The organism is Amycolatopsis lexingtonensis, assembly GCF_014873755.1.
Taxonomy (GTDB): domain Bacteria; phylum Actinomycetota; class Actinomycetes; order Mycobacteriales; family Pseudonocardiaceae; genus Amycolatopsis; species Amycolatopsis lexingtonensis.
Genome location: NZ_JADBEG010000001.1, coordinates 1,416,744 through 1,442,928, shown reverse-complemented (window position 1 = coordinate 1,442,928; position 26,185 = coordinate 1,416,744). Strand labels below are relative to the sequence as shown.

Genomic DNA, 26,185 nt, shown 5'->3' with positions numbered 1-26,185 from the left:
TCCGCTCCTGTCACTTGTTCACGTTCTTCCAGCCGTCCTCGAGCTGCTTCGCGAGGCCGGCCGCATCGATCTTCTGCGCGAGGAACTGCTGGTACGCCGGGGTCGCGACGGTGTCCTTCCACTGCGCGTACTTGCCGGCGAACAGGTAGGGCGCCGAGGTCAGGTGCTCGCCCGAGGCGAGGATCGCGTCCCACCCGTTCTTGCCGGCGAGCTTCGCGGCCAGCGCCTGCCGCGCCGACGTCGTCGGCGGGATCAGCGCGTCGGCCTCGTTGATCGCGGCGAGGTTTTCGGTGCTGGTGAAGAAGTCCACGAACTCCGCGGCCTCCTTGACGTGCGCCGAGTCCTTGTTCACCGACAGCGTCTGCGGGTTCGCGGCCTGCGCGGGCCCGGCCGAGCCGGCCAGCGGCGGCAGGACCACCCAGTCGAAGCCCTTCGGCGCGTCCTTCGCGATGTTGGCCGCCTGGTAGGAACCCTGGACGGTCATCGCGATCTGCCCCGCGTAGAACGGCGCCAGCGCCTTGGTGCCCGACTGCGTCAGCGTGACCGGGAGGATCGAGTGGTCCTGGTGCGCCATCGCGTCGACGAGCTGCGGCAGCGCCTGCTCGCCCGGCCCGGCCGTCAGCTTGGCGTCGTTGCCGGTGCCCTCGAAGTACTTCCCGCCGAACCCGGGCGCCAGCGCGACGAACGCGGCCGTCGGGCTCGACAGGCCCCACCCGAGGCCGAACTTGCCGTCCTTGGTCGTCGCCTTCGCGATCTCGCGCAGCTGGTCCCACGTCATCGAGGCACCGGTCGGGATCGTGACGCCGGCCTGCTGCAGCTGGGTCTTGTTCGCGAAGACCACATAGGACTGCAGCTCGGTGGGCTGGGCGATCACCTTGCCGTCGACCGTGACCGAGTCGAGGACGCCCTTCGGGATGTCCGCGCGCTTCTCCGCCGAGAGGTACGGCGTGAGGTCGGCGAGGAAGCCGTCGGTGGCGAACGGTGCGATCCCGGCCGCCTCGTAGTGCACGATGTCCGGCGCCGAACCGGCGTTGAACTGGGTGATCAGCTTGTCGTAGACGCCGTCCCAGCCCGCCTGCACGATCTTGACCTGCACGCCGGGGTGGGCCTTGTTCCAGTCGCCGACGATCTTCTGCGTCGCGGCGATGGCGGCGGGCTGGTCGGACAGGGACTGGAAGGTGAGGGAGACCGGGCCGTCCCCGCTGTCGCCGCTGCCCCCGCCCCCGCAGGCGGTGAGCAGCAGTCCGACGGCCGTCAGCGCGCCGGCGACCAGTGTGCGTCGTGTCTTCATCGACCGACCTTTCGAGCGTTCTCGTTGGGGAACAGGGTTTTCATCCCTTCACCGCCCCGGCCATCAGGCCGCTGGTGAGCTTCTTCCGCAGGATGCCGAAGAAGACGATGCTGGGGATGGCCGCGAGCACGGCGCCCGCGGCGAGCGGGCCGAGGGCGACTTTGCCCTCCCCGCCGACGAACATGGTGAGGGTGATGGGCAGGGTGTAGTTCTCCGGCGACTGCAGCAGCACCAGCGCGAAGAAGAATTCGTTCCACGACGAGACGAAGCTGAACATCGCGGTCGCGACGACCCCGGGTGCCAGCAGGGGGAAGACGATCGTGCGCAGCACGGTCAGCCGGTTCGCGCCGTCCATCGCCCCGGCTTCCTCGAGCTCCACCGGGATCGCGGCGACGTAGCCCTGCAGCATCCACAGCGCGAACGGCAGCATGTACGTCGTGTGCACAAGCGTCAATCCGGCGAGGCTGTCGGCCAGGCCGAGCGTCCGCAGGATGAGGAACAGCGGCAGGATGATCAGCACGACCGGGAACACCTGGCTGACCAGGATCCACCCGACGCCGGCGGCGCGCACCTTGCCCTTGAGCCGCGCGAGGACGTAGGCCGCGGGCACGGCGATGACGACCGACAGCGCGGTCGAGGCCAGCGCGACGATCAGGCTGTTGGCCGCGGACCGGATCAGGCCCTGCTTGTTCAGCGCTTCGGTGTAGTTGTCCCAGTGCCACTCGCTCGGCAGCAGGCTGACCGTCAGCGAGTTCAGCTCCCCCGACGACTTGACCGACGCGGAAATGAGCCACAGCAACGGGAAACCGAGGAACAGGATGTAGAGCGCGAGAGCCGCGTACTGGGCCGGGCGCACGAGAACCCGCATCAGCGTCCCTTCCCGGCGGTGCGGTCGTCGCGGAACTGCGACCGCAGGTAGACGGCGAGGATCAGCACGACCACGACGACGAGCACCAGGCCCATCGCGGCGGCGTAGCCGATCTCGCGGTTCTTGAAGGCTTCCAGGTAGATGAACAGCACCGGCACCATCGTCTTGCCACCCGGGCCGCCCGCGGTGAGGACGTAGACCAGCGAGAACGAGTTGAAGTTCCAGATGAAGTTCAGCGACGTGATCGACGTGACGATCGGCCGCAGGCTCGGCCACGTCACCGCGGTGAACCGCCGCCACGCGCCGGCGCCGTCGACCGACGCGGCTTCGTGCAGCTCGGCCGGGATCTGCTGCAGGCCGGCCAGGAGCGTCACCGTCGTCTGCGGCATGCCGACCCAGACGCCGACGACGATCACCGCGGGCAGCGCGGTGGAGAAGTCGCCGAGCCAGTTGATGTCGTCCGGCAGCCCGACGCCGCCGAGGAAGGCGTTGAGCGGGCCGCCGTTGGCCGAGTAGATCATCTGCCACATGATCGCCACGACGACCGGCGGCATCGCCCACGGGATCAGGGCGAGCACCCGCGTCAGGCCCTGGAGTTTCAGGCCGGAGTTCAGCAGCAGGGCCAGCCCCATCGCGGCGGCCAGCTGCAGCAGCGTCACGCCGACGGTCCAGATCATGCCGATCCGCAGCGAATCCCAGAACAGGTCGTTGCCGGCGAGCCGGACGAAGTTGTCCACGCCGGCGAAGCCGTAGTCCGGGTGGCGCACCAGCCGCGCGTCGGTGAAGGCGAGGAAGATGCCGACCACGAGCGGGGCGACGCTGAGCACGAGGATCGGGATCAGCGACGGCAGCACGAGGCCGATCGCCTCGCGCCGCCGGGTGCGCGCCAGGACGGGCTTCTTCTTCCCGGCCGCGGGCGCCGGGCGCGTCAGGGTCGCGGTCATCGCGCACCTCCGGTCGACTCGCGGACCATCAGCTCCGGGCCGACGGCGATCTGCTGGGCCTCGTGGTCCGGGTCGTCGGCGAGCTGGAGCATGATCCGCGCGGCCGCGCGCCCGCGTTCGGTCGAGCCGAGCGACACGCTGGTCAGGCTCGGCTGGAAGACCCGGCCGAGCTCGGTGTCGTCCATGCCGGTGATCGCGACGTCTTCGGGCACCGACAGTCCCTTTTCGCGGACCGCGCGGATCGCGCCGATGGCGAGCAGGTCGTTGGCCGCGACGAGCGCGTCGAGGTCCTGGCGGGAGAGCAGCTCGCGCGCGGCTTCGAGGCCGGCGGTGACGGTGAAGTCGGCGGCGACCTCCTGGTCCACCCGCTCGAAGGCGGTCGTCTCGGTGGCGGCGTCGAAGCCGCGCTGGCGGGACGCGCCTGGTGTGGTGTCTAGCGGCCCGTTGAGGAACCCGATCCGGCGGCGGCCGATGGCGTGCAGGTGGCGGACGGCCGCGCCGATCCCGCCCGCGGAGTCGGTGGAGACCGAGCTGATCCCCCGGTCGTCCAGTGCCCGCCCGATCACCACGACCGGCACCGGCGCCTGCTGGATCTCCCGGATCAGCCGGTCGTCGGTGCGCAGTGGGCTGACGATCATGCCGTCGACGAACCCGCTGTTGAGGCTGCGGACCAGCTCGGTGGTCGAGGTCGCGGTGCCGCCGGTGCTCATCACGACGACGCGGTAGCCGTGCGGTTCGAGGACCTCGTGGATGGCCCGCATCATCTCGACGTACACGGGGTTGCCGATGTCCGCGACGGCGAAGGCGACCTGAAAGGTCTTCTTCAGCCGCAGCGACCGCCCGATCGCGTCCGCGCTGTACCCGAGCTCGGCGGCCGCGGCGCGGACCCGCTCGACCATCGCCCGGCTCGCGCCCGTCCCGTGCAGCGCACGGGAGGTCGAGGCCAGGGACACCCCGGCGCGCTCGGCCACCTGCAGCAGCGTGGCGCGTGTTGACGTCATCGTCGCTTCTACCCTCGAGTCAGGTGCTGGAAACGTTTCCAGTTTCGGATACCGGACTTGGAAACGTTTCCAATCGGATTAATCCAGATACTCGCACCTGCTCGGCGAAGCTGTCAACACAGCACGGAGAGCGCCCGGCCGGTCACGAGCGGGCGCTCCCCGCCGTCAGCCGACCATGTCGATCTCGAACGGCTCCGCGGCGCTGTACTCGAGGTCGGCCCACACCGCGCCCGGCAGCGAGAACCGGCGGTGGGAGGTGAGGCGGTCATCGTAGTTCGGGTCGGACTTCGGGTTGTGACCGATGCCGACCTTGTCCGAGCCCCACGCGAAGATGTTGCCGACCCACATCGGCTTCGCCACGCCGTCGGCGTTGATGCGCGGGCGGACGATGACCGCGGCACCGGCACTGCCGGAGAGGTTGAGCCGGACCGTGTTGGAGCCGGCGTTGGGCGGGGTGACCGTGATGCGTTCCATGAGCTCCACTCCGGTTTCGGTGGCAAGGGGTGTCGGTGACGGTGCCGGCCCGTCGACGCCGGGCCAGAAGTCCGCCACGACGGAGATGTCGATGCCGGGCGCGACGTCGAGCAGGTACTGCGCCGCGATCGCGCCCGGCGGGATTTCGCGGCGCCCGGTGGCCGTCGCGATCCAGTACAGCGGCGGTTCGACGCCCTGGTCGGCGAACGCGGCCTTGACCTTCGGCCACGTGGACCGGTTGCAGTAGATCACCGGGTGCGCGAACCCCGACCGGCGCCGCATCGCCGCCCAGCCGGGCGCCTCCTCGGGCCGCGCGTCACCGGGTTCCACGTCGAGGACGTGACCGTCGTTCGTGGACGCCTTCTTGACGATCCGCACCTTCAGCGCGTCCGGGAAGAGCGCCCAGTCGGCATCGGTCCACGGCGCGAGCTTGATCCGGTCGATGTACCCGGCCACCAGCGCGGGCCGCCGGTCCTTCTTGAGGATGTTGCGCGCGGTGAGCGCGTCGTACATGGTGCGCATCGGCTGCCTCGAACTCGGCTAGGCGGACATCTGCCCGTCCACCATCGCCGAGTTCCGGGCGCCCTCACCACGGCGAAGAGGGCGCCCCTTCGGGCAGCATCGCGGTACCTACCGAACAGTCGGCACGGAATCCGTTGCGCCGCACCCGGTTCCGTTACTCTTCCCGCAACTGCTCCAGGCTCGCCGTGCGCCACAGCACCGGCAGGGTCACCGCGGTGACGACCAGCACCGCGGCGGCCGCGGTCGCGGTCAGCACGCCGATCGTGGCCAGGTCGAGCACCATCGGGCGGTGCACCACCCAGGTGAGCAGCAGCCAGTCGAGCCCGACCCCGGCGAGCACGGCGACGAAGACCGCCACCACCACCGGGATCGCCAGCTGCCACAGCAGCGACCGGGCGAGCACCCCGCGCCCGACGCCGTTCGCCATCAGCGCGGCGAGGCTGCGCCGTCGTTCGCGCAGCTGTTCCCACGCCGCGATCAGCAGGCTGCCCGCGGCGAGCAGCAGCACCAGGACCGAGCCCACCGAGAGCACCCGCGTGATGAGAGCGTAGGTGCCGCTCCGCTCGGTGCCCAGCGACGCGACGACACCGTTCCAGCCCACGATGTTCCGCACGGCTTCGACGACATCGGGCCCGGCGGCGGGGATCTTGGCGTTCGTGCTCAGCCCGACGCCCGTCGCCGTGGCCAGCGCCCCGGTCGTGACGAGCAGTCCCGATCCTTCGCCGGTGCGCACGTGGTAACGGTCCGCCGGAACTGTCCACTGTGGAGCTTCGATGCCGTGGGCGAACTTGACCTGTTCGCCGGGACCGGGCGCCCCGGGCCCGGTCGCGTAGACGTCGCCGTCGCGGCAGCCCACGATCGCGAACTCGGCGCACGTGCCCACGACGAGGGAGCTCTCCTCCCCCGCCGCGTTCCGCACCAGTCCCCGGGTTTGCACCTCGACGTCACCCAGCGCGTGGAGAGCGGTCGTGAACGCCCGGACGTCGGCGAGGCTCGTGGCGAAGGCGGTCGCCAGCACCTGGACCTCGCCCGCGGGCGGCTGGTCGCTCTCCGCCCGCGCGTAGACGCCTTGCAGCGCAATGGATCCGGCCAGCACGACGGCGATGCCGCCGACCAGGCGGGCCGCCGTCGCGCTGTCGAGCTGGAGCCGGCGCACGGCCAGCAGCCAGGCGGGCGACCCGCCGTGCAGCACTCCCGCGACGCGCTCGACCAGCCACGGCAGCACGAGCGGCACGGCCGTGAGGACGAGCACGACGCCGGCGATCACGGCGGGGTCGAGCGCGTCCCCGGCCCCGGCGCGGACGGCCAGCAGCACCCCGCCGGCGACCGCGGGCAGCAGGCGCCACCACAGTTTCCGCCGCACCCGCGTCCCGCGCCGGACGACCCCGAGCGGCTCGACGACGACCCGCCGCAGCGCGAAAACGGCCGCCGCGCACGCCAGCAGCGGCAGTGCCAGCAGGGCCGGGACGCCGAGCCGCCAGTCCGGCACGACGTCGGCGGCGAAGATGCCACCGCGGAAGGCGGACACGGTGATCCGCGGGACGAGCGCGCGTACGAGCAGGAACAGCGCACCGCCGACGACGAGCCCGGCGAACGAGCCGAGCAGGGCTTCCCCGGCGGCGATCCGCCGCACCTGGCCGCGGTCCGCGCCGACCAGCCGCAGTGCGGCCAGCCGCCGGTCCCGCGCCGCGGCGGCGAGCCGGGTGCTGGTGACGACGAAGACGAACACCGGCACGAGGCACGTCGTCGCGCCGACCACGACCAGCAGCAGTTCGAGCGGATCGAGCCCGCGCCGCACGGGTTCCCCACCGAACCCGCCGACGGCGACGGCGCCCGGTTGCCCGGCGACGGTCGCGGAGCCGAGGTAGAAGTACAGCTCGTTCGGCCCGGTCAGCCCGGCGTCGGAGATGGTGCCGATCACCCGGTGCGGGAAGCGCGGGCGCAGCAGTTCCCCTTCCGGGGATTGGAGAAGGGCGGCGAGCGCGGGCGAAAGCACGGCCTCCCCGGGCCCCGGCAGCCGCTCGACCCCCGGCGCGGCGGGCAGCCGGGGCCCGGTCGGCTGGACGAGGTACCCCTGGAGACCCCGCCCGCGGAACTCGTCGGTGCGGTCGGCGGCGTAGACGGGGTCGACCCCGTCCACGGCCCCGGCGACGGCCATGCGCCCGGCGGAGCGATCGGCCCGCGCACCGAGCATGTGCGGCAGGGAAGTGGCGGCGAGCAGGACGACAACCCCGAGCCCGACCCCGGCGGCGGTCAGCGCGAGCCGCACCCACGCGGTCCGCACCCCACCACCGCCGAGCGCGAGCCGCACCCCGAGCGCGAAGTCCGCGGCCCAGCGGTGGATCACCGGGTCACCTCCAGCTGGCGGGTCCGTCCGTCGCGAACCACGACCTCCCGGTCCGAGTACGCCGCCACCCGGGCCTCGTGCGTCACCAGGACGACCGCCGCGTCGCGGTCGCGGGCCGCCGTCGTCAGGAGTTGCATCACCTGCTCGCCGTTGAGGGAATCCAGGGCTCCCGTCGGCTCGTCGGCGAACACCACGCGCGGAGCGGTCACCAACGCACGAGCGACCGCCACCCGCTGTCCCTGCCCGCCCGACACCTCCCCCGGCCGCTTGCCCTCGATGCCGGACAGGTCCAGCTCCGCCAGCATCGCCCGCCCCCGCTCGGCGGCGACGCGGCCGCGCACGCCGTTCAACCGCAGCGGCAGGGCCACGTTCTCCAGGCACGTCAGCTCCGGCACCAGCTGCCCGAACTGGAACACGAACCCGAAGTCCGTGCGCCGCAACGCAGAGCGGGCCCGGTCGGACAGGCCGGCCAGGTCGGCGCCGTCGTAGCGGACGGTGCCGGCGTCCGGCCGGACGATCCCGGCGAGGCAGTGAAGCAGCGTCGACTTTCCCGCGCCCGACGGCCCCATCAGCGCCACGACCTCCCCCGCGCGCACCCGCAGGCTCGCCCCCGCCAGCGCCTCGGTCGGCCCGTAGGCCTTCCGCACTTCCGTCGCCTCCAGCAGGACGGTGCTCACGCGATCTCCTTCGCCAGCTGGTCGAGCCGGGCCGCGGTCAGCTCCAGCCAGCGGAGGTCGGCCTCCAGGTGGAACAGCGCGTGATCGCAGATCAGCTGGTCGACGAGGTCGCCCCCGGTCTTGCGGCGGGTCAGCTCGCGCATGGCGTCGAGGTGCGCCGACCGCTGGACGTCGAGGACCTCGGCGGCCGGGCGGCCGGACAGCAGCGCGAGCACCACCTTCGTGTACAGCGTGTTCTGCAGGTACGCGTCGGGCTTTTCCGGCGTGCCCAGCCAGGTCCCGACGTCGGCGACCCCGGCGTCGGTGATCGCGTAGCGCTTCCGCTCGGGGCCGCCGTCCACCTCGACGCCGTCGGCCTCGACGAGCCCCTGCTTCAGCAGCCGCGCGAGGGTCGAATAGACCTGGCCGTAGTGCACGCGGCGGTCGTGCCCGAACCGGTCGTCGTACGCGCGTTTCAGGTCGTAGCCGTGCCGGGGGCCGTTCTCGAGCAGCCCGAGCAGGGTGAGTCCGATCGACATGCCGGCGACTGTACACGGTGTGTATAGCTAGAGTTTATACACCCGGTTCATAGCGATCGACCGCCGCCGCCAGTACCGCCCGCAACGGCGTCGCCGGACGTCCTAGCAGCTCTTCGAGCACGGGCCCGGTGACGGCGAATTCGCCCCGGCGCGCGGCGTGGAACATGCCGAGCAGCATGTTCGCCTGCGCCTCCGGAACGCCGTGCCCGGTCAGGCCGGCGACCCACTCGTCGTCCCCGGCCACGACCCGCCGGATCGGGCGGCCCGTCAGCTCGGTGAGCAGCCCGGCGACGTCGTCGAGGTCGAGGGCGGCCGGCGCGGTCAGCGGCGGTGTCGGCCCGTCGAACCGGCCCTCCTCGGCCAGGATGATCGCCGCCGCCTCGGCGAGGTCGGCGTGGGCGGTCCAGGACACCGGCCCGTCGGCGGGTGCGACCAGCTCACCGGTCCGCAGCGCCTCCCCCAGCAGCAGCGGGACGGTCGCCGCGTAGAAACCGTTGCGCAGCGCGGCGAACGGCGAGCCCGCCGCCGCGAGGTGGCGCTCGGTCGCCGCGTGGTCGGGCATCGGCGCGAAGAGCGAATCCCCGGCGGCCGCCTGGTGGCTCGTGTAGAGCACGCGCTTCGCACCCGCTTCGCGCGCGGCGTCGATCGCCGCCACGTGGTGCGCGAGCGCGGTTTCCCCGGTCGAGTCCGTCGAGATGACCAGCACCTGCGCCGCCCCTTCGAACGCCTCGGCCAGCGAGGCCGGGTCGGCGAAGTCGCCGCGGCGCACGCGGACACCCCGGTCGGCGAGGTCGGCCGCGCGGGCGGGCTCGCGGACGCTCACCCCGATTTCGGCGGCCGGCACCCGGTCGAGCAGGTGGGCGACGACCTGCGAGCCGAGCTTGCCGGTGCCCCCGGTGATGACGATCATGGTGATTCCCTTCGTTAACGTTGTTAGTAACCACGTTAGCATCATCGCTAGCAATCATGCGATACCATTGGAACCATGAACCGGACGGAAGCCCGCGAGAAGATCGTCGAGACCGCCGCGCGGCTGCTCCGCGAGCAGGGGGCCGCGGCGGTGACGGTCCGCGCCGTCGCCCAGGCCGCCGGCTTGCAGGCGCCGGCGCTCTACCGGTTCTTCGAGGACAAGGACGCGCTGCTCGACGCGGTCGCCGAGCACGTCTTCACCACCTACGTCGCCGCGAAGTCGGACAGCGCGGGCACCGGCGACCCGGTGGCCGACCTGCGGGCGGGCTGGGACGCCCACATCGGGTTCGGCCTCGCCAACCCGGCCGTGTTCGGCCTGCTCGTCGTCCCCGGCCGCGTCTCGCCGGCGGCCGAGGCGGGCCTGGCGGTCCTGCGCGGCCGCATCCACCGCGTCGCCGAGAGCGGCCGGCTCCGCGTCCCCGAGCCGCGCGCGGCCGAACTGGTCCACGCCGCCGGCACCGGGACGGTGCTCGCTCTGCTGGCCACACCCGAAGCGAGCCGCGACCCCGGCCTCGCCGACGCCATGTGGGAGGCGGTGGCCCACCGGATCCTGACCGACGCCCCCGAGCCCGACGCGGCGCCCGCCGCCCCGCTCACCGACGCCGAACGCGCGCTGCTGGCCGAATGGCTGGCCCGGCCCCGCCCCTGACGCCGCGCCGACGTCTTGAATGAGTCATTCAGGTCTTCGGAGGTCTTGAATGACTCATTCAAGACCTCGGGCGAGCCGATCACCGGGCGGCGACCCGAGCTTGCCGGAACCCCGCCCCGCCCGTGAGTTATTCACCCTCAACAGGTTTGCGCGATTCGTGGACACTTCTGCCGACGGCGTAACAACTTTCGGACTCCGCGCGCCATAGGGGACAGCGTTCGCGCTTGTCCGGTCCCCGCCGCATGAGGAGTTCGTGATGGGTTCTCATCGCTTCACGCTTCCGCGAAGATCAAGACGTGCACTGGCTTTGGGCGTCGTCGCGCCGCTGGCCGTCGGCCTGGCCGTGGCCACCGCGCCACCGGCCGTCGCCGTGCCCGCCGGGTTCACCGACACCGTCGCCATCGGCGGGCTGAGCTCGCCGACCGCCGCGGCGTTCGCGCCCGACGGCCGGGTCTTCATCGCCGAGAAGAGCGGCCTGCTCAAGGTCTTCGACTCGCTCGCCGACACCACCGCGACGGTGTTCGCCGACCTCCGCACCCCGACCCAGGACTTCTGGGACCGGGGCCTGCTCGGGCTCGCGGTCGACCCGGCCTTCCCGGCCCGGCCGTACGTCTACGTCGCCTACACGCTCGACGCCGAGCCGGGCGGCACCCCGCCGCGCTGGGGCGACACCTGCCCCACCCCGCCGGGCGCGACCGACCAGGGCTGCGTCGTCACCAGCCGCGTCTCCCAGCTGACCATGGGCCCGGACGGCACGGCGGTCAGCGAGAAACCGCTGGTCACCGGCTGGTGCCAGCAGTACCCGAGCCATTCGATCGGCGCGCTGGCCTTCGGCCCGGACGGCGCCCTGTACGCGGGCGGCGGCGACGGCGCCAGCTTCAACTTCGCCGACTACGGCCAGGTCGGGAACCCCTGCGCCGACCCGCCCTCCCCCGCCGGCACGAACCTCTCGCCGCCGTCGGCCGAAGGCGGCGCGCTGCGTTCGCAGTCCCCGCGCCGCGCGGCCGGGCAGCCGGTGCTGCTCAACGGCGCACTCCTGCGCATCGACCCCGACACCGGCGCCGGGCTCCCCGGCAACCCGTTCGCGGGCAGCGCCGACGCCAACGCCCGGCGCATCATCGCCTACGGCTCCCGCAACCAGTTCCGGTTCGGGTTCCGGCCCGGCACGAACGAGCTGTGGGCCGGCGACGTCGGCTGGAACACGTGGGAAGAGATCAACCGCGTCGCCAACGTCGGCGACGGCGTGGCCGAGAACTTCGGCTGGCCCTGCTTCGAGGGCACCGCGCGGCAGGCCGGCTACGACGGCGCGAACCTCGACCGCTGCGAATCGCTGTACACCGCGGGCGGCCAGACCGCGCCCTACTACACCTACAACCACAACGCCAAGGTCGTCGCGAGCGACCCGTGCCCCACCGGCGGGTCCTCGATCAGCGGGATCGCCTTCGAGTCCGGCAGCAACTACCCCGCCGAGTACGCCGGCGCGCTGTTCTTCGCCGACTCCTCCCGCGGCTGCATCTGGGCGATGCAGACCTCCGGCGGCCAGCCGAGCCCGAGCCGGCTGGTGCCGTTCGTGACCGGCGCCAACGTGCCCGTGCAGGTGCTCACCGGCCCGGACGGCGACCTCTTCTACGTCGCGCTCGGTGCCGGGGAACTGCACCGGGTCGGCTACCCCGGCGGCACCAACCGGCCGCCGGTCGCCGCAGCGACGGCGACGCCGTCCAGCGGGCCCGCGCCGCTCACCGTCCAGTTCGACGGCACCGGCTCCACCGACCCGGACGCCGGCGACACCCTCACCTACGCGTGGGACCTCGACGCCGACGGCGCGTACGACGACTCCACGGCGCCGCGGCCCACCTGGACCTACACCGCCGCGGCGGCGGTCGACGCGGGGCTGCGGGTCACCGACTCGCACGGCGCGACGGCGGCCACGACGGTCCGGGTGACCGTCGGGACCCCGGCCGGGCTCGACCCGGTGCCGGTCATCGACACCCCCGACGCCGCGCTCACCTGGTCGGTCGGCCAGACGGTGCCCTTCGCCGGCCGCGCGATCGACGCCCAGGACGGCCAGCTGCCGCCCTCGGCGCTGTCCTGGCGGCTCGCGATCCGGCACTGCGCGGCCAACGGCACCTGCCACACCCACAACGTCCAGGACTTCCCGGGCGTGGCCTCGGGCTCGTTCGTCGCGCCCGACCACGAGTACCCGTCGTACCTGCAGCTGACGCTGACCGCGACGGACTCGACCGGCCGGACCGGGACCAAGACGATCGACCTGCAGCCGAAGACGGTCGCGCTGAACTTCACGTCCAGCCCCAGCCAGGCGACGCTCACCGTCGGCGGGACGCAGCAGCGGACGCCGTTCTCCCGCACGGTGATCGCCGGTTCGACCAACTCGATCAGCGCGGACAGCCCGCAGAACCTGCCGCCGTTCAACCTCAAGTACGCCTTCACCAGCTGGGCGCACGGCGGGGCGCGGACGCAGAACATCGTCGCGCCGCCGACGTCGGCGACGTACCAGGCGAACTATCGGCTCTGCTGGCTGCTGCAGCCCTGCTGAGCGGGTGACCCGGCCCCCGCGTGGGGCCGGGTCAGCCCGGTGGCACCGTCGTCTGCGCCGGCTTCGGCCCCGGGGTCTTCGTCTTGTTCTCGTTCTGCCGCTTGCCCGCCTGCGTGGACGGCTTGCCCCGCTCCGGGTCCGCCGCCACCTCGGGCTTCGTCGGGTTCGCGGCCCCCGCCGACCCGCCGGGCCGCTGCGCACCGGCCGTCTCACCGGCCGTCTCGGCGCCGGGGGCGGCGGACTCCGTGAGCGCCGGTGAAGACTGCGCGTCCGACGTCGGAGCACCCGTACCGGAGGGCGCCGGGGCTCGCGTGCCGGGACCCGTCCCGGCCGGCAGCGTGGTCGTGCCGTCCGGCCCGGAAGCGGGCGGGACGAGGTCGGAGTTGCTCGCGCCGATCGTCACCGTCGTGACCAGCGCCGCGCTCACCGCGGCGAGCTTCGCCGCCGTGGCCCACGACAGCGCGGACGTGCTCGCGCCGGCCGCGGCGCCGGACGAGGCGAGCGATCCGGTGGCGGACAGCCACTGCGACACGATCGGGACGCCCAGGATGAGCGGGATGATCGTGGCGGGCAGTTCCTCGTTGAGCCGGCGGAGACCGCCGGCGAGCTCCCGGCAGTCCGCGCAGCGGTCGAGGTGCGCGGTGATCCGGTGGGCCTTGTGGTCCCCGATCCCGTCGCGCACGTACCGGGCCAGCTGAGCGGAGACGACCTTGCAGTTGCGCCGCCGCGCGGCCGGGACGTGCTGGTCGAGATAAGCCTGGCGCAAGCCCTCGCGGGCGCGGTAGGCCAGCGCCGCGACGCCGTTCGGCGTCATCCCGATGTCGGCGGCGATCCGCGCGGGCGATTCGCCGTCGATTTCGGTCCGCCACAGGACGGTTCGCCACCGTTCGGGCAGGCTCGCGAACGCATCCGCGGCGACGGTGGCGTGCAGCCGGCTGCCCACCGGCTCGTCGCTCCCCTCCCCCGGCAGGACGTCCGGCACCTCGGCGACGAGGGAAACGGCCGAGTCGCGCCGACGCCAGCTGATCATCGTGTTCCGGATGGTCGTCAGCAAATACGGCCGGAAATCCTCGTCCGGTCCTTCACCCGAGCGCAGAATCCGCAGTACGCGGGTGAATCCTTCCGCGATCAGGTCGTCGCGCTCGGCCTCGTCGGCCGCGATCGCGGCCGCCACCCGGCGCGCGGCCCCGAGGTGCCGGTCGTACAACCGGCCGTACGCGGCGATGTCCCCGCCGCGTACCGCCTCGATCAATGCCGCGTCGCTCGGGCCGTCCACCGTCCCGGCCACCGCCGGCGCCACCTCGGTCACCACACCCCCTCGCCCGTGCGCTTGCACGTGCACAACGTTCCGCGAATAGTCGCGCAACGAGTGACACCCGCGCAAGGTTGCGGCGCCGGAAGGACTTCCCGGATTTCTCCGGATCCGCGTGACCGGGGCCTTCGATTTGTCACTTCCCTGAGCTTTTCCCGGTGGTTCCGCTTCTTCGGACGGACCCTTCGTTGCCCCGGCCCGTACCGGCGAGTAGAAGACGAAAGGCGGTGGCCGGGCCGGCCACCGCACCAGTGTCCGATGTGGACGGTGACGGGAGCCGGAGCCCTCCCGTCGCGGCCACCACCAGGAAGGATTCCCATGCGCAGAGCCCTGCTCGTCCTGCTGACCGTGCCCCTGCCCTGCCTCGTGCTGACCGGAACCGCCCGCGCCGCCGACGCACCGTCCGTCACCGCCGTGCCCGCGAACGCGGGCCGGGGCTGGCCGGTCAGCGGCGCGCAGGGCGTCCTCGACCTCGCCGCGCGCGGGTACGTCGAGGAGGAGTATCTTCTTTCCGGACAGGCCGACACGTACACCCAGACGGGCTTGTGGACCGACGACGGGCGCTGGGCCACGCGGGTCGCGAGCACCGGCAACCCGTACACCACACGGATGGTCGTGGTGCGGCCGTCGGATCCCGCGCGCTTCACCGGCACCGTCGTGGTCGAATGGCTCAACGTCAGCTTCGGCGTCGACATCCCCGTCGATTTCTCGCAGTCGTACGAGCACTTCACGCGCCAGGGCTACGCCTACGTCGGCGTGACGACCCAGAAGGCGGGTGCCGACAAGCTCAACAGCCTCGACCCGGGCCGGTACGGCACCGTGAACCTGAGCGGGGATGCGCTTTCCTACGACGTCTTTTCCCAGGCCGCGCAGGCCGTCCGGACCGACCCGCGGCTGTTCGGCGGCCGGTCGCCGTCGGTCGTGCTGGCCACCGGCCACTCGCAGTCCGCGCTGCGGCTGACCACCTACGCCAACGCGATCCAGCCGGTGCGCCACGCCTACGACGGCATCATGATCCACGGCCGCGCCGCGCTCGCGGCCCCGATCGGCGACGGCGTCGTCGGCCCGCTCTCCGCCCGCATCCGCACCGATCTCGACGTGCCGGTCTTCGTCCTGCAGTCGGAAACCGACGTCGTCGCCTCGGCTTCCGTTCGCCAGGACACCGCCCGGGTGCGCACCTGGGAAGTCGCCGGCACCGCACACGCCGACCAGTACGGGCTCGATCTCTACAACGCCGCCAACGCGCGCGACCGGTCCATCAACGACGGCGCGCCGACGACGTGCGACAAGCCGGTCAACAGCTTGACGTTCCGGTACGCGGAGAACGCCGCGTTCGCGCACCTGGACCGCTGGGCCCGCGGCGGCGCGGCCCCGCCCGCCGCACCGCCGATCTCGCTGCTGCTCAACCTCATCGTGGTGCGCGACGGCGACCAGAACGCCCTCGGCGGCGTCCGGCTGCCCGACCTCGACGCGCCGCTGGCGTCCTACGCGCCCAACAACAGCGGCGGCAACGTGCCGGGCGCCTGCTTGCTGCTCGGCACGACGACACCGTTGTCACCGGCGCGGATCCGGCAGCTGTACCCGGACCACGCCACCTACGTCGCGAAGTTCACCGCGGCGGCGGACCGGGCGCTGCGGGCCGGCTACCTGCTGCGGCCCGACCGCGACGAAGCCGTGGCCCGCGCCCAGGCGGCCCCGGTGCCGTGACGCCCACCTGCCGTGTTGCCCAAAACTGGAACGTGTTCTAGTCTGGCGCCGTGGAAGGGAGCCCGATGGACGAGCAGGCGATGCGGTACCCGAACCACCTCGGTCACCTGGTCGTGTCCGCCCTCAAACGCCACCGGGACAAGCCCGTCATGGTGCTCGGCGACACGACGCTGACCGGGGGCCGGACCGCCGAGCAGGTCAGCCAGTACGCCCAAGCCTTCGAAGCGCTCGGGGCCGGCACCGGGGCACCCGTCGCGCTGCTGTCGCTGAACCGGCCCGAAGTCCTGCTCGTCATCGCCTCCGGGCAGGTGCAGGGCTCGCGGCGGACCGCGCTGCACCCGCTGGGGTCACTGGACGACCACGCCTACATCCTCGCCGACGCCGGCATCACCACGCTGATCATCGACCCGGTGCCCGCGTTCGTCGAGCGCGCGCTCGGGCTGCTCGAAAAGGTGCCCGGGCTGACGCAGGTGCTCACCATCGGGCCGGTCCCGGAAGCGCTGTCACACGTCGGAAAGGACCTGACCGCGGCCGCCACCGGCTTCGAGCCGAAGCCGCTCGTGCCCGTCGAACTGCCGCCGGACCAGGTCGTCTCCATCACCTACACCGGCGGCACCACCGGGAAGCCCAAGGGCGTCATGGGAACCGCGCGGGCGATGACCACGATGACCCAGATCCAGCTTTCCGAATGGGAGTGGCCCGAAGCGCCGAAGTTCCTCATCTGCACCCCGCTTTCCCACGCCGGCGCGGCGTTCTTCGCACCGACGCTGCTCAAGGGCGGCTCGCTGGTCGTGCTGCCGAAGTTCGACGTCGCCGAAGTGCTGCGTGTCATCGAGGAGGAGCGGATCACGGCCACCATGCTGGTGCCGACCATGCTCTACGCCCTGATGGACCACCCCGACTCCCGCACCCGCGACCTGTCGTCGCTGCAGACGGTCTACTACGGGGCCGCGTCGATCAACCCGGTGCGGCTGCGCGAGGCGATCGACCGGTTCGGGCCGATCTTCGCGCAGTACTACGGCCAGTCCGAAGCCCCGATGGCGATCAGCTACCTCGCCAAGGGCGACCACGACGACGCGCGGCTGGCGTCCTGCGGGCGGCCGTCGGCCTTCCTGCGCACGGCGCTGCTCGGCCCGGACGGCGCCCCGGTGCCACCCGGCGAGCCCGGCGAGATCTGCGTGGCCGGGCCGCTGCTCGCGGGCGGCTACTGGAACCTGCCGGAGGTCACCGCGGAAACCTTCCGCGACGGCTGGCTGCACACCGGCGACGTCGCCCGCGAAGACGAAGACGGCTTCTGGTTCATCGTCGACCGGGTCAAGGACATGATCGTCACCGGCGGCTTCAACGTGTTCCCGCGCGAGGTCGAGGACGTCGTCGCCGAGCACCCCGCGGTCGCGCAGGTCGGCGTGATCGGCACCCCGGACGAGAAGTGGGGCGAGGCCGTGACGGCGGTCGTCGTGCTGCGCGAGGCCCTGGACGAGGCCGGGATCGAGCGCCTCACCGCGGAGATCCAGGCGGCGGTGCGGGAGCGGAAGGGCCCGGTGCACGTGCCCAAGCAGGTGATCGTCGCCGAGTCGTTGCCGATGACCGGGCTGGGCAAGCCGGACAAGAAGGCGCTGCGCGCCCAGTACGAACCTCGCAGCGCGGGCGTGTAGGGCGTTATACGGTCCGCACGGGTGGCCCGGTGCCACCCGTGCGGGAATCCGTCAGGTGCCGTCGTGGTCGGGGTCGGCGTTGAGCACGATGCAGCCGACGTACCCGTCGTGTGCCCGGGTGACCTTCAGCAGCATGCTCGGCTGGTAGATCGAATCGTTCTCGTTGAAGGTGTCGCGGCCGGTGCGCTGCGCGTACGGCTCGGTGGCCAGCGCCCGCGCGTTCAGCGCTTCGTCGAACATCAGCTGGGTGGTCAGGGTCTTTTCGTTGCCCACGTGCACCATCACGTGGACGTGGACGGTCCGCCCGCGGTACCACCCCGGCCAGATCGTGGTGAACTCGACGGTCCCGCGCTGGTTGGTGACCTGGGCGCCGCGCAGGTACCGCTTGTCGTCGGTGGGCTCGAGGTCGGCGTCGCCGCCGGGCGGCGGCCCTCCGGTGGACGGCGTGCCGGTCGGCGGCGGACCCGTGGGAGGCGTGCCACCACCACCGGACGCCGCCTCCGCGCCGGAGTACAGCCCACCGGCGTCGCAGTGCCAGATTTCGACCACCGCGTGCGGGATCGGCTTGCACGTCTCGCTGTCCTGCACCTGCAGGGCCAGGCGCAGCTTCACGCCCTGCTTGTCCTCGCGGACGTCGCTCCGGATCTTGTCGGCGTCGAAGTAGTACGGCCCCTGGGTGGTGGTCGCGGTGAGGGTGCACGTCCGCGCGCCGGCGAAGAGCGCGGTGAGGTCGGCGTCGGTGACCGCCTGCAGGGCGACGGTTTCGCCGGTCGACGTCGTCACCGCGCTCTTGCCCGCGCACGCGGTGACGAGCGCTCCCAAGCCGACCGAGCTCACGCCGGCGAGCATCCGCCGCCTGCTGACCCGTTGTCCCTCGTGATCGTCTGCCATGCCTGTCCTTCCGCAGTCGTCCGGGTTCGGTAACGGCCGGTTGACTTTCGCTTGAGCCGGCCTTGGCACAGCGTGGGGACGACGGCTGTGACCGCCCTGTGCCGAAGCTGTGCGTCGCCGAACGGTCACGGACGGCCATGCTGCTACGCTCTACTCAACTAATTGACTAGGTGAGGTGCCGCATGAACAGCTTCCGCAAGGCCGTCGAGGCCCACGATCCCGACGCCATGGCCGCGACGCTCGCGGAGAACGTCGTGTTCCGCAGCCCGGTGGCCTTCAAGCCCTACCCCGGCAAGGCGATCACGGCCGCGATCCTGCGGGGCGTCCTGCGCGTCTTCGAAGACTTCCGTTACGTGCGCGAGCTGAGCGGCGGCGAGGGCCACGACCACGCCCTCGTCTTCGAAGCGCGGATCGGCGACGTGCGGGTCGAGGGCTGCGACTTCCTCCACCTCGACGCCGACGGCCTGATCGACGAGTTCACGGTGATGGTCCGCCCGCTGTCGGCGGCCCAGGCACTGGCCGAAGCCATGGCGGCGCAGTTCGACCGGATTCAGCGCGAAGCACTCAACTAAGTGAGTAACGCACTGCGCCACGCGCTGCTGGCGGCGCTGCTCGAAGGCGAGGCGTCGGGCTACGACCTGGCGAAGGGGTTCGACGCCTCGGTGGCGAACTTCTGGGCGGCGACCCCGCAGCAGCTCTACCGGGAGCTCGACCGGATGGCGGCCGACGGCCTGGTTTCCGCGCGGGTCGTCCGGCAGGAGCGGCGGCCGGACAAGCGCCTGTTCTCGGTGACCGAGGAGGGCCACCGGTGCCTGCGCGAGTTCACGGCGCGCCCGCCCCGTCCGGGGGTGATCCGCGACGAGCTGCTGGTGCAGGTCCAGGCGGTCGACGCGGGCGACGAGGCCGCGGTGCGCAGCGCGCTCGAGGAGCGGATGGCTCGCGCGGAGGCGAAGATCGCCCGCTACGAACGGCTCCGCACCCGCCTGCTGGACGGCCGGTTCGAGGACGACTACCTGGCCGAGGTGGAGCGGGTCGGGCCGTACCTGACGCTGATGCGCGGACTGTCGTTCGAGCGGGAGAACCTGCGCTGGTGCGAGCAGTCGCTGAAGATCCTGCGGCGCCGCGCGGACGGGGAATAGCTCGTCAGCTCAAGCCGGCGTCGTGGACCAGGATCGCCACCTGCGTGCGGTTGGCCGCGTCCAGCTTCGCCATGATGCGTCCGATGTGGACTTTCACGGTCGACTCGCTCAGCACGAGCGCCTTCGCGATCTCGGCGTTGCTGAGGCCGCGTCCGATGTGGACGGACACGTCGTGCTCCCGCGGGGTCAGCACCGAAAGCCGGGCGCGGGCCTGCGTGCTGCCGCCACGCGAGGCGAAGTCGGTGAGCAGGCGCTTGGTGATCCGCGGGGACAGCATCGCCTCGCCGCGGGCGGCCACGCGGACAGCCGTCACCAGCTCGCGGGGCGGGGTGTCCTTGAGCAGGAAGCCCGCGGCGCCGTGGCGCAGCGCCGTGTAGACGTACTCGTCGACGTCGAACGTCGTCAGGACCACCACCGCCGGGGCTGCCGGGTGGCCGGCCAGCCGCTTGACCACCTCGAGGCCGTCGACCTTCGGCATCTGGACGTCGGTGAGCACGACGTCCGGCCGGTAGCGGTCGGTCAGCTCGACCGCGCGCGAGCCGTCGGTGTCCTCGGCGACCACTTCGAGGTCCTCGGCCGACTCGAGGATCATCCGGATGCCGCTGCGGACCAGTTCCTCGTCCTCCAGCAGCACGACCTTCACCGTCACGCCGTCTCCCCTCCCACCGGGAACCGGGCCAGCACCCGGAACCGGCCGTCGCCGGTCGGGCCCGTCCGGAGTTCGCCGCCCGCCAGTTCCACCCGTTCGCGCATGCCGACCAGGCCGTAGCCGGACCCCGGGACGGCGCTGCCGTGCGGGGTCAGCCGGTTGGTCACCTCCACCGCGAGCCGGTCGCCGGTGACATCCAGCCGGACCTCGACCGCCGCGTGCGGGGCATGCTTGCCCGCGTTGGTCAGGGCTTCCTGGACGACCCGGTAGACGGCGCGGCCGACCTGGTCGGGCACCGCGGGCAGCGGATCCGGCAGCGCCAGCTCGACCCGCGCGCCGGTCGCGGTGACCTCTTCCACCAGGTCCTCCAACGATCCGAGCACGCCCGGCGCCGCCACCGCGTCGTCGCGCAGCACGCGCAGGATGCCGCGCAGCTCGTCGAGCGCGGTCGCGCTGGTGGCCCGGATCGTCTCGGCGGCCTGCTCGGTCTTTTCGTCCGGGGCCCGCAGCGACAGCGCACCGGCCTGCAGCGCGACCGCCGTGACGCGGTGCGCGACGACGTCGTGCATCTCCCGGGCGATCCGCCGCCGCTCGGCGAAGACCGCCTGGTCGGCCAGCAGCGTCCGGGTGCGCTCGGCTTCGTCGGCCCGCTCCCGCAGCACGGCCAGCAGCGCGGCGCGCTGGTGCATCCACAGGCCGGCCAGCGCCGGGCCGAGCACGAAGAACCCCAGCACGATCACCAACAGGGTGAAGCTCGCCGGCGCCCGCAGCGCCGGCACGACGTTCCCGGCGATCCCGGCGATGACGACCGCCAGCCCGGTCACGACGCTCACGCCGTACCGCACCGCGACCGAGTACTGCGCCACCATCAGCGGCAGCAGCGTCACCCCGGCCGGCATACACCCCACGGCGACCAGCAGCACCAGGAACGGCCACCGGCGCCGCACCAGCAGCGCGAGCCCCGAGACGACCACCGCAGGGACGTAGAGCGCCGGGTGCGGGTCACGCGGGTCGCCACCGGTCAGGGTCACCGCGATGACGGCCGCGGCCACCGCGACGTCGAGCGCGAGCAGGACGGCACGACCGTCCCACCACGCCAGCGCCCGCCTCATCGTGCCCAGGTTAGGGTGCACCCGCTCAGCCGTCACGGCGAGGCAGGGTGAAGGTCACCGCCGCGAGCGCCGCGGCCACCAGCCCCGCGAACACCACCGTCCCCGGCAGGGCGGACAACGCCGTGCCGCTGAACGGCAGCAGGGTCACCGGCACTCGCCCGAGCACGGCCAGCGTGGTCTCCCCGGCGAACACCCAGACCGCGAAGGTCCCGATCGCCAGGCCGGTGTGCCGCAGCAGGCCGCCGAGCGCCACCCCGGCGAGTCCGGAAAGGACGGTCAGCAGCAGCACACCGCCCGCCGCCCGGCCTGCCGCCCCCGCGCCGGCAGGCAGGGCACCGCCGCCGGCCAGCACCCCGGCGGCGGTCAGCACCACCATCAGCACCCCGCCGAGCAGCCCGAGCCCACCGGTGACCACCGCCCGCGCGGCGACGATCCGGGCGGGCGAGCGCAGCACGAGCCGCGTGGTGGCCCAGGTGCCGTGCTGGTGGTCGAGCCCGAACGCGGCGACCCCGGCGGCGGCGATCAGCAGTGCGCCTATGCGGTCGGCGAGGCCGAACGCCGAGGTGAGCGCGTCCAGGCTGCCGAGGTCGCGCTTGAGGCCCCAGTAGAGGCCGGAGACGAACTGGATCACGCCGGCGGCCGCCAGCAGGAGCCAGGTCGAGCGGAGTGAGCGGACGCGGAACCATTCGTAGGCCAGCGCGTGCTTCACGGGCGCACCTCCTGATCGCGAGCTGCGGCGGCCGCAACGCCCACCACCGGGCCAAGCCCCGATCCCGGCGTCACGACGGCACCCCCTGGTGCCGGACAGCCGCCGCGGTGGCGGCGAGGAAGGCGTCCTCCAAGCCGCTCTGCCGCACGAACAGCTCGCGCACCGCGATCCCCGCACGCGCGGCCACCGAGGCCACCCGTCCGGTGTCGGCCGTCTCGACGACCAGCTCCCCCGCAGTCTCCTGCCGCACGCGCAGGCCATCGCGCGCCAGCGCCACCAGCAGCACGCCGGGCTGCTCGACGCGCACCACGACGTCGGTGCGCGCGTGCTCCCGGACGAACTCCGCCAGCGGGCCTGCCGAGACGAGACGGCCCGCGCCGATCACGATCAGGTCGTCGGCGAGCAGGGACATCTCCGCGAGCAGGTGCGAGGACGCGAGGATCGTGCGGCCCTCGGCCGCCAGCCGGCGCAACAGGTCGCGGATCCAGCGCACGCCCTCCGGATCGAGCCCGTTGGCCGGCTCGTCGAGGATCAGGTACTCCGGGTCGCCGAGCAGCGCGGTGGCCAGGCCGAGCCGCTGCTTCATGCCGAGGCTGAACCGGCCGGCGGGCCGGTGCGCGACGGACTCGAGCCCGACGGACGCCAGGACCTCCCGCACCCGCCGCGCGGGCAGGCCTCCGCCCGAGGCGACCATTCTCAGGTGCGCGGTGGCGGTCCGCGCCGGGTGCACCGCCGCGGCGTCGGTGAGTACGCCGACCGTCCGCAGTGGACCGGGGACGTCCGCGTAGACCCGGCCGCCGAACGTGGTCCGGCCCGCGCCGCGGGTGAGGCCGAGCATGAGCCGGATGGTCGTCGACTTGCCCGCGCCGTTGGGGCCGAGGAAGCCGGTGACGACGCCGGGCCGCACGGTGAACGAAAGCCCGCAGACGCCGGTGCCGCCGCGGTAGTTCTTGGTCAGTCCTTCCGCGACGATCATCGGCGGGCCGGCAGGTAAGCGTCGCGACGGCCGACCGCGAACCACAGCAGGCTGCCCAGGAACGGCGCGCAAAAGGCGAAGATCACCCAGACGAGCTTCATGCCGCCGGTCAGCCGTGAGCCGAGGATGCTCACGAGCGCGGACAGGAACAGCACGACGAAGGCCAGCACGACGGCGCCGGTCAGGCCGAGCAGGAGCCACGACCAGGTTTGCTCGTGGCCTTGGATCAGGTCGGCGGGGTGCATCGGTTCTCCTCGGGCGAAGGCGGAAAGGCGATACACCGAGGATCGCGCGTTTCCCCGCCCGCGCACATCGGGAGTCCGGAGGACCTGGGGTCATCAGAAAGTACTACTCCGGACCGGGCGCTTGTACGGCTCTTGTACGCCCGCCGCCGACCATCGGCCGGACAAAGTCTGGAGGACACGTGAGAACCACACTGAAGGCCGCGGTCGCCACCATCGGGCTGGCCACCGCGCTCACCGGGCTGGCCGCCCCCGCCGCGCAGGCCGCGTCGGCCTACCCGGTCACGACCACAGTGGACGGCCGGACCGTCAAGGACCCCGACGTGGCGGTGGGTTCGCAGCGCATCGCGAACATGTACCCGGCGGGCACGTCGGTCACCCTGGCCTGCCAGGACACCGGCCCGGCCTACGGCGGCAGCAGCATCTGGGACCTGACCACCGACGGCCTCTGGGTGCCCGACGCCTACGTCAAGACCGGCTCGACGGCGATGGTCGCGCCCCAGTGCACGACACCGCACGCCTTCCCGGCGAAGGCCGACCTCAACGGCCGCGCGAAGAAGGGTGACGCGGCCGACGCGGCGGGCAGCGTCGCGAACAAGTACCTCACCGGCGCTTCGGTGCCCGTGGTGTGCCAGGCCACCGCGGCCGACGAGATCTGGGACTTCACCGCCGACAACCTGTGGGTGCCGGACGAGTACGTCAAGACCGGCACCGAAGGCTTCGTCAGCGGCATCCCGCACTGCGACACCGACGGCCTCAAGCCGGGCGGCTCGGCGTTCCCCGCGGACCCGCGGGCCGACAGCGCGATCGCGTTCGCCAAGGCGCGGCTCGGCCACACCGACTGGAACAACCAGTGCGAGCTGTTCGTCGAGCGCGCCTTCGGCACGAGCGGCCGGTTCGCTTCGGCCACCACGCACTACCAGTGGCAGAAGAACAACGGCCGGATCCACACCGGCTCGGTCGCCCCGGCCGGCGCCGCGGTCTTCTTCACCAGCACCACCAGCAACGGGCACATCATGCTCGCGCTCGGCGGCGGGGTCGCGATCAGCACCGGTCCGTCGGTGTACCAGACGAGCACCTACGCACAGCGGTCGGACTACCTCGGCTGGGCTTACGTCCCGTCGAGCTGGTAGGCACGACGGGGATTCGGCCGTCGATCTGCCACCCGGCGGGCACCAGCGCGCGCTCGAAGCACACGCGGTGCTCGTCGGGTTCGGGTCCGGACTCCATGTCCGTGATCACAGCACGCCGCCCGGGCCGCACGGGTCTCAATGTGAGACGCGCGCGTGAACGGATACCGCCCATCCGGCGAAGGCTGTTGCCCCTCCACCCGCCCGGTACGACCATGAGCCGGGCACCGATCGGACTCTTGGGGGTCACATGAAGTTGCGCCACCGATTGACCAAGGCCGCGCTCGCCGCCGGTGTGCTCGCGGGCCTGCTCGCCGCTCCCCCGGCCGCGCTCGCCGCCGCGGGACCGACCACGCTGACCGCGAGCCAGTACACCCTGGCCGCGAACTACAACCAGTTCGACGCCGTGAACAGCGCACTGGTGTCGACGCTGGGCACGGCGGCCGTGCACACCGTGATGGAGAACGCGAACCACGACCGCACGGCCCTGCCGTCGTCGTTCTCCGTGGCCGGGCTGTCCGGCGGTTTCCGCTTCGACAGCGGCGACAACTCCGACTGCTCGAACTACCCGCAGGGCATCACGACCAGCCGTGACGCCGTCGGCACCGCCAACAGCGGCAACTACGACGGCCACCAGCTCGTGCTGGTCAGCTGGTACACCAAGGACGGCTGCGACGGCGCCCAGCAGCGCAGCCGGATCACCCTGGTCGACTGGGACGCCACCTACCCGAACGCCTACCGCAAGGTCCTGCTGGTCGAGCCGACCGGAACCGCGGACGCGCCCGACTTCAAGGACATCCCGATCCACGCGGGCGGGGTCTCCTGGTACGGCGACTACCTCTACGTCGCCGACACCGGGAAGGGCATGCGCGTGTTCGACATGCGCAAGATCCTCAAGACCGACACCGGCGGCACCGCCGACCAGATCGGGCACGCGAGCGGCAGCACGTACTACGCGCACAACTACGCCTACGTCCTGCCGCAGGTCGGCTCGATCACGTCGAAGACGACGTCGGGCACGAACCTCGCGTGGTCGTCGATCTCGCTCGACCGGGTCAGCAAGTCGATCGTCATGACCGAGTACACCTGCTCCTCGGGCTGCACGGACTACCCGAACCGGGCGCCGCGGGCGATCCGCTACCCGTTCGACTCCACCGGGGTGTTCGCCGCCACGACCACGGCGAGCCAGGCGCTGCAGCTGCCCTGGTACAAGCTCAACGGCGTCGCGTCCCACAACGGACGCTGGTGGTTCAACTCCTCCGGCCAGAAGCAGCTCTACTACTGGAAGCCGGGCGTGAGCTCGTCCACGTTCGCGTGGGTGGGCAGCGGCGAGAGCATTTCGTACTGGGAGGACGACACGGCCGCCGACCTGCTGTGGTCGCTGCAGGAGGGCGCGGGCAACCGCAACGTCTTCGCGGTCACCCAGGCGACCTACGGCGGTGGCTGAGGTAGCCTGACCACATCGGACGATTCGGACAGCACAGCGACCCGAGGCGGTACCGCCGCCTCGGGTCGCTGCTCGCCGTCCTGCTGTTCCTCGGCCTCGCCCCGGCCGTCCAGCCGTGGTCGCCGGTCCCCGACGGCCCGGCCGTGGTCACGGCGCCGGCACACGACCTCATCTCGGTCCGCCCCGCTGTCCCGCGCGGGCCGGCGACCACGCCGGTCCCGTGGGCGATCGCCCCGGCCTCGTCCAGTGCCGCGCCCGCCCCCAAGCCGGGGCGCGCCGAACAGCCCGGCGAGGTCCTCCGCGCGGTCGTGGTCCCCGCTTCGCGGTCCACCCGCGCTCCCCCTTCCTTCGCGAGCTGAACCCGTTCCCACGGCGCCTCTGCCTGGCGCTGTGTTCACTGCT

General features: G+C 72.2%; 24 protein-coding genes. 8 read left to right on the top strand and 16 right to left on the bottom strand.

Annotation, left to right across the window (positions count from 1 at the left end):
* Positions 1-10: 10 nt before the first annotated feature.
* The 9 genes from H4696_RS07030 to H4696_RS06990 all read right to left on the bottom strand — a co-directional run bounded on the left by H4696_RS07030 (position 11) and on the right by H4696_RS06990 (position 9,552).
* On the bottom strand, positions 11-1,291 hold the full coding sequence (locus H4696_RS07030; protein ID WP_086863475.1) for an ABC transporter substrate-binding protein: 1,281 nt from the start codon (positions 1,289-1,291) through the stop codon (positions 11-13).
* Positions 1,292-1,331: 40 nt separating this feature from the next.
* Entirely contained in the window at positions 1,332-2,159 is an 828-nt protein-coding gene (locus H4696_RS07025; protein WP_086863476.1) for a carbohydrate ABC transporter permease, read from the bottom strand.
* Entirely contained in the window at positions 2,159-3,103 is a 945-nt protein-coding gene (locus H4696_RS07020; RefSeq protein WP_086863477.1) for a carbohydrate ABC transporter permease, read from the bottom strand. Before H4696_RS07020 ends, H4696_RS07025 begins: the two co-directional genes overlap by 1 nt.
* Positions 3,100-4,104 (bottom strand): LacI family DNA-binding transcriptional regulator, encoded by a 1,005-nt coding sequence (locus H4696_RS07015; RefSeq protein ID WP_086863478.1) that lies wholly within the window; start codon positions 4,102-4,104, stop codon positions 3,100-3,102. The genes H4696_RS07020 and H4696_RS07015 overlap by 4 nt, the downstream gene beginning before the upstream one ends.
* A 165-nt stretch (positions 4,105-4,269) precedes the next feature.
* Positions 4,270-5,100: a hypothetical protein gene (locus H4696_RS07010; RefSeq protein WP_086863479.1), complete on the bottom strand. Its 831-nt coding sequence runs from the start codon at positions 5,098-5,100 to the stop codon at positions 4,270-4,272.
* A gap of 154 nt (positions 5,101-5,254) precedes the next feature.
* Entirely contained in the window at positions 5,255-7,447 is a 2,193-nt protein-coding gene (locus tag H4696_RS07005; protein WP_086863480.1) for an FtsX-like permease family protein, read from the bottom strand.
* A complete protein-coding gene (locus H4696_RS07000) occupies positions 7,444-8,124 on the bottom strand; it encodes an ATP-binding cassette domain-containing protein (RefSeq protein ID WP_192782121.1) in 681 nt (226 codons plus the stop codon). The genes H4696_RS07005 and H4696_RS07000 overlap by 4 nt, the downstream gene beginning before the upstream one ends.
* Complete coding sequence (locus H4696_RS06995; protein ID WP_086863960.1) at positions 8,121-8,642, bottom strand: PadR family transcriptional regulator; 522 nt, start codon at positions 8,640-8,642, stop codon at positions 8,121-8,123. The genes H4696_RS07000 and H4696_RS06995 overlap by 4 nt, the downstream gene beginning before the upstream one ends.
* A gap of 34 nt (positions 8,643-8,676) precedes the next feature.
* Positions 8,677-9,552 (bottom strand): NmrA family NAD(P)-binding protein, encoded by an 876-nt coding sequence (locus H4696_RS06990; protein ID WP_086863959.1) that lies wholly within the window; start codon positions 9,550-9,552, stop codon positions 8,677-8,679.
* A gap of 75 nt (positions 9,553-9,627) precedes the next feature.
* On the opposite strand from H4696_RS06990, the gene H4696_RS06985 reads away from it, so the two are divergent.
* Together H4696_RS06985 and H4696_RS06980 are read left to right on the top strand one after the other, a co-directional pair.
* A complete protein-coding gene (locus H4696_RS06985) occupies positions 9,628-10,260 on the top strand; it encodes a TetR/AcrR family transcriptional regulator (RefSeq protein ID WP_086863958.1) in 633 nt (210 codons plus the stop codon).
* A gap of 256 nt (positions 10,261-10,516) precedes the next feature.
* A complete protein-coding gene (locus H4696_RS06980; RefSeq protein WP_192782120.1) occupies positions 10,517-12,814 on the top strand; it encodes a PQQ-dependent sugar dehydrogenase in 2,298 nt (765 codons plus the stop codon).
* A gap of 31 nt (positions 12,815-12,845) precedes the next feature.
* Here H4696_RS06980 and H4696_RS06975 read toward each other — a convergent pair whose 3' ends face one another.
* Positions 12,846-14,123 (bottom strand): sigma-70 family RNA polymerase sigma factor, encoded by a 1,278-nt coding sequence (locus H4696_RS06975; protein ID WP_249026944.1) that lies wholly within the window; start codon positions 14,121-14,123, stop codon positions 12,846-12,848.
* Between the two features lie 321 nt (positions 14,124-14,444).
* On the opposite strand from H4696_RS06975, the gene H4696_RS06970 reads away from it, so the two are divergent.
* Positions 14,445-15,833: an alpha/beta hydrolase domain-containing protein gene (locus H4696_RS06970; protein WP_192782119.1), complete on the top strand. Its 1,389-nt coding sequence runs from the start codon at positions 14,445-14,447 to the stop codon at positions 15,831-15,833.
* A gap of 50 nt (positions 15,834-15,883) precedes the next feature.
* Positions 15,884-17,488: a fatty-acid--CoA ligase FadD8 gene (gene fadD8 / locus H4696_RS06965; RefSeq protein WP_249026945.1), complete on the top strand. Its 1,605-nt coding sequence runs from the start codon at positions 15,884-15,886 to the stop codon at positions 17,486-17,488.
* 51 nt (positions 17,489-17,539) lie between these two features.
* On the opposite strand, the gene H4696_RS06960 is transcribed toward fadD8, so the two are convergent.
* On the bottom strand, positions 17,540-18,379 hold the full coding sequence (locus H4696_RS06960) for a peptidase associated/transthyretin-like domain-containing protein (RefSeq protein WP_086858556.1): 840 nt from the start codon (positions 18,377-18,379) through the stop codon (positions 17,540-17,542).
* Between the two features lie 182 nt (positions 18,380-18,561).
* Here H4696_RS06960 and H4696_RS06955 point away from each other — a divergent pair, with 182 nt between their 5' ends.
* Together H4696_RS06955 and H4696_RS06950 are read left to right on the top strand one after the other, a co-directional pair.
* Complete coding sequence (locus H4696_RS06955) at positions 18,562-18,951, top strand: nuclear transport factor 2 family protein (RefSeq protein ID WP_086858557.1); 390 nt, start codon at positions 18,562-18,564, stop codon at positions 18,949-18,951.
* Positions 18,952-19,518 carry a PadR family transcriptional regulator gene (locus tag H4696_RS06950; protein ID WP_476693041.1) on the top strand — a complete coding sequence of 189 codons (567 nt, stop codon included), beginning with the start codon at positions 18,952-18,954 and terminating at the stop codon, positions 19,516-19,518. It abuts the gene before it with no gap.
* A 4-nt stretch (positions 19,519-19,522) separates the two neighbouring features.
* On the opposite strand, the gene H4696_RS06945 is transcribed toward H4696_RS06950, so the two are convergent.
* From H4696_RS06945 to H4696_RS06925, 5 genes are all read right to left on the bottom strand, one after another.
* Positions 19,523-20,167, bottom strand: a complete 645-nt coding sequence (locus tag H4696_RS06945) for a response regulator (protein WP_086858558.1) — start codon at positions 20,165-20,167, stop codon at positions 19,523-19,525.
* Positions 20,164-21,279 carry a sensor histidine kinase gene (locus tag H4696_RS06940; RefSeq protein ID WP_086858559.1) on the bottom strand — a complete coding sequence of 372 codons (1,116 nt, stop codon included), beginning with the start codon at positions 21,277-21,279 and terminating at the stop codon, positions 20,164-20,166. Before H4696_RS06940 ends, H4696_RS06945 begins: the two co-directional genes overlap by 4 nt.
* Positions 21,280-21,304: 25 nt before the next feature.
* Positions 21,305-21,988, bottom strand: a complete 684-nt coding sequence (locus tag H4696_RS06935) for a hypothetical protein (RefSeq protein ID WP_086858560.1) — start codon at positions 21,986-21,988, stop codon at positions 21,305-21,307.
* Positions 21,989-22,058: 70 nt separating this feature from the next.
* On the bottom strand, positions 22,059-22,964 hold the full coding sequence (locus H4696_RS06930; RefSeq protein ID WP_192782118.1) for an ABC transporter ATP-binding protein: 906 nt from the start codon (positions 22,962-22,964) through the stop codon (positions 22,059-22,061).
* Positions 22,961-23,209 (bottom strand): PLD nuclease N-terminal domain-containing protein, encoded by a 249-nt coding sequence (locus tag H4696_RS06925; RefSeq protein WP_086865693.1) that lies wholly within the window; start codon positions 23,207-23,209, stop codon positions 22,961-22,963. The genes H4696_RS06930 and H4696_RS06925 overlap by 4 nt, the downstream gene beginning before the upstream one ends.
* 179 nt (positions 23,210-23,388) lie before the next feature.
* Between H4696_RS06925 and H4696_RS06920 the strand changes: the two genes are divergently transcribed.
* The gene (locus tag H4696_RS06920) at positions 23,389-24,339 is read left to right on the top strand and encodes a hypothetical protein (protein ID WP_192782117.1); all 951 of its coding nucleotides are present in this window, start codon (positions 23,389-23,391) and stop codon (positions 24,337-24,339) included.
* A 247-nt stretch (positions 24,340-24,586) separates the two neighbouring features.
* Entirely contained in the window at positions 24,587-25,783 is a 1,197-nt protein-coding gene (locus H4696_RS06915) for a hypothetical protein (protein WP_086865152.1), read from the top strand.
* Positions 25,784-26,185: the final 402 nt, after the last annotated feature.